At 68.8% G+C, this 4,283-nt stretch carries 6 protein-coding genes; 4 read left to right on the forward strand and 2 right to left on the reverse strand.

Features of this window, described 5'->3' with window-relative positions; all coding sequences use genetic code 11:
• Window positions 1-58: 58 nt before the first annotated feature.
• Window positions 59-1,714: a TIGR04028 family ABC transporter substrate-binding protein gene (locus NQ160_RS19500; protein WP_257516769.1), complete on the reverse strand. Its 1,656-nt coding sequence runs from the start codon at window positions 1,712-1,714 to the stop codon at window positions 59-61.
• Between the two features lie 220 nt (window positions 1,715-1,934).
• Between NQ160_RS19500 and NQ160_RS19505 the strand changes: the two genes are divergently transcribed.
• The 4 genes from NQ160_RS19505 to NQ160_RS19520 all read left to right on the forward strand — a co-directional run bounded on the left by NQ160_RS19505 (window position 1,935) and on the right by NQ160_RS19520 (window position 3,806).
• Window positions 1,935-2,669 carry an L-ribulose-5-phosphate 4-epimerase gene (locus NQ160_RS19505; RefSeq protein ID WP_374113684.1) on the forward strand — a complete coding sequence of 245 codons (735 nt, stop codon included), beginning with the start codon at window positions 1,935-1,937 and terminating at the stop codon, window positions 2,667-2,669.
• 180 nt (window positions 2,670-2,849) lie between these two features.
• Window positions 2,850-3,143: a hypothetical protein gene (locus NQ160_RS19510; protein ID WP_257516770.1), complete on the forward strand. Its 294-nt coding sequence runs from the start codon at window positions 2,850-2,852 to the stop codon at window positions 3,141-3,143.
• A gap of 60 nt (window positions 3,144-3,203) precedes the next feature.
• Window positions 3,204-3,524, forward strand: coding sequence for a DUF7882 family protein (locus NQ160_RS19515; RefSeq protein WP_257516771.1), 321 nt, complete (start codon window positions 3,204-3,206; stop codon window positions 3,522-3,524).
• 87 nt (window positions 3,525-3,611) lie between these two features.
• A complete protein-coding gene (locus tag NQ160_RS19520) occupies window positions 3,612-3,806 on the forward strand; it encodes a hypothetical protein (RefSeq protein WP_257516772.1) in 195 nt (64 codons plus the stop codon).
• Window positions 3,807-3,925: 119 nt separating this feature from the next.
• Here the strand turns inward: NQ160_RS19520 and NQ160_RS19525 are convergent, their stop codons facing one another.
• Window positions 3,926-4,093, reverse strand: coding sequence for a hypothetical protein (locus NQ160_RS19525; RefSeq protein WP_257516773.1), 168 nt, complete (start codon window positions 4,091-4,093; stop codon window positions 3,926-3,928).
• Window positions 4,094-4,283 lie beyond the last annotated feature (190 nt).

Consider the following 4,283-nt stretch of genomic DNA (forward strand, 5'->3'; position numbering starts at 1 on the left):
GTGAACGCGGCCAGCAGCACGATGGCCGCCTGGCCGGCACGGCGGGCGAGGTAGCGCATCAGTCCGCGAGCCAGATCTCGTAGAAGCTCGGCCGCGCGACCGACTCGAAGGTGACGCCGTGCACGCGGGGAGCCGCGCCGTACACCTGGGGCTCCTCGAACAGGGGCACGACGTAGGCCTGGTCGGCCAGGTAGCGCTGAGCCTCCTGGCTCTCGGCGATGCGCTGGTCGGGGTCGGCCTCGGATGCCACGGCCTGCAGCAGCTCCTCCAGCTGCGCATCTGCAATCGTGCCGTCGTCGTAGTCGAGGTTCAGCAGGGCGTTGCGGTTCTGGGAGAAGAACTGGCTCTTGATGACGTCGAGGTCGGCGCGGGCGACCATCGAGTGGTACACCTGCACCTGCTCGACGTCCCGCACGGCCTCGGCTGCGGACCCGGCATCGGCCTTCAGGATCTGCAGGTCCACGCCGATCGTCTTCAGCTGCTGGCTGATGAGGGTCAGCGCCTCGAACGACCGCGGCTGGGGTGCCGATTCGTTCACGACGAGGGTGAGCTGCTTGCCGCCCTTCTCGCGGATGCCGTGTGCTCCCTCGACCCAGCCCGCTTCGTCCAAGAGCGCCTCGGCCCGCTCGGGGTCGTAGGCGAGCGCGTCGGAGGTGTCGACGTAGCCCTGCGCGCTGCTGCTGAGGATCGAGGTGGCCAGCGGGTAGCGGTCGGTGTAGATGGTGTCGACCACCTGCTGCCGATCGATGCCGGCGACGAGCGCCTGACGCACCCGGATGTCGGAGAGGATCTCGCTTCCCGGGCGCAGGCTCAGGTGGTTGTTCACGCCGCCGGTCTGCGGCGCGTAGACGGCGAAGCCTGCGGCATCCACCTGCGCCTCGTCCTGCGCCTCGACGTAGCGGATGTAGTCGGCCTGTCCCGAGAGGAGCGCGCCCACCCGCACGCTGTCCTCGGGCGTCACCCGGATCTGCACCGCATCCAGGTGCGCACGCCCCTGGTGGTCGCGGTCCGGCGGCGCCCAGTCGTAGTCGTCGCGGGCGGTGAGGGTGAGGGCCGAGCCGATCTCCTCGTCGGTGATCGTGAATGGGCCCGACCCGATGACCTCGGCGGAGTTGCCGGGCGCGAACTGCTCGAGCGTGAAGTCCAGGGTGGCCGCCGACAGCAGGCCGGAGTTGTTGGTCGAGGTGGCCTGAAGGAATCCCGGCGACGGAGCGGTGAAGTGGAAGGTGACCGTGTCGGCGTCCACCACCTCGCTGCGTTCGTAGTTGTTGATCGCCTCCGAGACGGTGAGGCCCCGCTCGGGGTCACCGAGGCCGAACAGGTCGAAGTTCTTCGCGACGACCTCGGCGTCAAGCGGGGTGCCGTCCGAGAAGGTGACGCCGTCGCGCAGGTCGAAGGTGTACTCGGTCGCGTCGGCGTTCACCTCCCAGTCCGTCGCGATCCAGGGCTTGAGCTCCAGGGACTCGGGGTCCTGCCACACGAGGCGATCGAAGACGTTGTTGACGATGCCGCCGTTGGGATAGAAACCCGCCGACGGCGGATAGAGCGTCGTGTGCGCCTGGTGCTCGAGGTACACCAGCGTGCCACCCTCGACCGGTTCCCCCGAGCCGCTCGCGGCGGGGTCGGACGCGGCCGGCGCGCAGGCGGTGAGGGCGAGCAGTGCCAGCGCCGCCGCTGTGGCGGCCGCGGATCGGGTCGGGAAGGTGGCGGACATGGTGTGTCGCTTTCTCTCGGTGCGCCGGCGGCGTCTGGCCGTCGCGGCGGGGTGGAGGTCAGCGTAAGGAGGGCCGCGCGGGCCGCGGGCGGCGGGCCCGCCAATATGTCGGCCTGTGTCAGTGGCGGTCTGCACTCCGCGTCACCGCGCGGCGCGAGCGGGTGTTGTGTGGCGAAATGTGACGCGGTGCCGCGGACTCTGTCACCGGTAACATCGCCCCGTGACCGCTTCAACCCCTGCTTCTGCGCCGCTTGCTCCGTCCCCCGAGATCGAGGTCGCCGTGGCGCGTGTGCGCGCCGAGGTCGCGGCGCTGCACGCCGAGCTGGTGCGGTATGGCCTGGTCGTGTGGACCGGCGGCAACGTGTCGGGTCGGGTGCCGGGTGCTGACTTGTTCGTGATCAAGCCGTCGGGGGTGTCGTATGACGCCCTGGCGCCGGAGAACATGATCGTGTGCGACTTGGACGGCAACGTCGTCCCGGGCACGCCGGGCAGCGAACGGGCCCCGTCGAGCGACACCGCCGCGCACGCCTACGTGTATCGCAACATGCCGGGAGTCGGCGGGGTGGTGCACACGCATTCGCCGTATGCGACGGCGTGGGCGGCGCGGGGGGAGGCGATCCCGTGTGTGATCACGGCGATGGCGGATGAGTTCGGTGGCGAGGTGCCGGTGGGGCCGTTCGCGATCATCGGTGACGATTCGATCGGCCGTGGGATCGTCGACACGCTCACCGGGCATCGGTCGCGGGCGGTGCTGATGCAGAACCACGGCCCGTTCACGATCGGTTCCAGTGCGAAGGATGCCGTCAAGGCGGCGGTGATGGTGGAGGACGTCGCCCGCACCGTGCATCTGGCCCGGCAGGGCGGGGAGCTCATCCCGATCCCACGGGATGCCATCGACCGGCTCTACGACCGGTACCAGAACGTCTACGGACAGACCACCGACGACCGCCGGTAATCCGCGTAGAGGGCTAACCGACCACCGGCATCCTGTCAATCCCCTCCCCATCCCGAGACCCGCCGCGCACCCTCGGGGGTGGAGGCATGACCATGGATTCCCCATTCCCATCTCACCGTCGCCAGCAGCATCCGTCCCCGCGGGACCGCGTGCGTCCCGCCGCCCGTTTCGAGTGACGCCATGGAACGCATGACGGCTACCGGGCGCATCCGGGTGGAGCCGATGGGCCGCGGCGCCTGGCGACTGTGCGACCGCGCCCAGGAGGATGCCGGCCTCGCTCTGCTGGCCTACGTCGAGTACACATACGAAGGCGACTACGAGGCGATCTGGGTCGCCGTGGGCGCTGCGGCCAGCCGGCATCCGACCCTCGACGAGGTGATCCGCACCGCGCTGGAGTCGTTGGCGCCGGCCGCAGAGTCGCGGCGCACCAAGCCGATCCCCATCGCGCATCGGTCCCCCTTCGCCGCCCACTGAGCACGTGCCGCATGCGGCCCGCGATTGGTGCGCGGGTAACGACCCGTCTACGGTTGTCGTGTGGGAAAACTCGTCTACGGCAGCGGCAACCGGTCCTTCGACATCGAGGACCGGACGCTGGCCCACCTGCGGGTCGTGGTCATGAACAAGCTCCGCCGCGGAGAGCCGTTCATGTTCCACCACACCGAGCCGCACGTGACCTGCAGCGTCTGGATGCACCCGGCCGTTCCGATCGTCTTCCACTTCCACGGCAGCCGTCAGCCCGCGGTCAACCGCGAATGGGTCGAAGCGCTCATGCAGGAGGCCAGCAGCGCCAATGGGCTGAGGATCGTTCCGGAACCCGCTCCCGGCTCGCTGATCCCCACCGAATCGGCCGGCTGACGCACGCGCACCTCGGGCGGATACTGCAGCCCCTGCGCGATGTAAAGCCCTCGGCGCCGCTCGTCGAAGATGCCTACGGTGAGCGGTATGACCGCCGATGACATGACCGATGAACAGAAGCGCCGCGATCAGCTGCTCGCCGCACCCGACGCCGTCGAGTCCGATGCCGATCCGCGCATCGACGTGACTCGACGAGACGGGGTCACCCGCATCGACATCCGCGACGACGCCGCAGTCCGCCCCGGTGGGCCGGACCTCGACGAGGAGATCGACTCCCGCTGACGCCCGTGGCGCGAGGCACCCTCGAAGCCGTGCTAAGGTAGATCAACCCCGTTCGGGAACCGCGTGCCAAGTCCGCGTCATGAAGACGCCAGGCACCACACATGAAAGTTTTATTTTTGTCATCTGTCATTTGCTGCGACACTGTCGCGCAGCACCCGCTCGATTGGCGCCAAGCCGATCGCGATGTGCACGTCGCCACTTCCGGCGGCGAGTACGCCGGTTTCGCCGCGCGTGTGGCATCCGGCTTCACCGCTCACGGCCCCCTCGGCCAGGACCTCGGTTTTCACGCCACCATCGACAGCGCGCAGCGCGCCGTCGTAGAGTGGCGAGAGAGCCCGTCCCCCACGATCTCCGCGGGACACCCGCGGCTCACACGTCCGCGTCGCATACGTCGGCACGGCACCATCGGTCGCACTAGCGGCCCGAAAAGTAGAAGGAAAGACACGATGGCCACTGGCACCGTGAAATGGTTCAACT

The organism is Microbacterium sp. zg.Y909 (assembly GCF_024626565.1).

Bases quoted from the DNA above. Each gene is read 5' to 3' on its own strand.
- NQ160_RS19500 (WP_257516769.1), bottom strand. From the start codon at position 1,714: ATGTCCGCCACCTTCCCGACCCGATCCGCGGCCGCCACAGCGGCGGCG.
- NQ160_RS19520 (WP_257516772.1), top strand. From the start codon at position 3,612: ATGACCGCCGATGACATGACCGATGAACAGAAGCGCCGCGATCAGCTG.
- NQ160_RS19510 (WP_257516770.1), top strand. From the start codon at position 2,850: ATGGAACGCATGACGGCTACCGGGCGCATCCGGGTGGAGCCGATGGGC.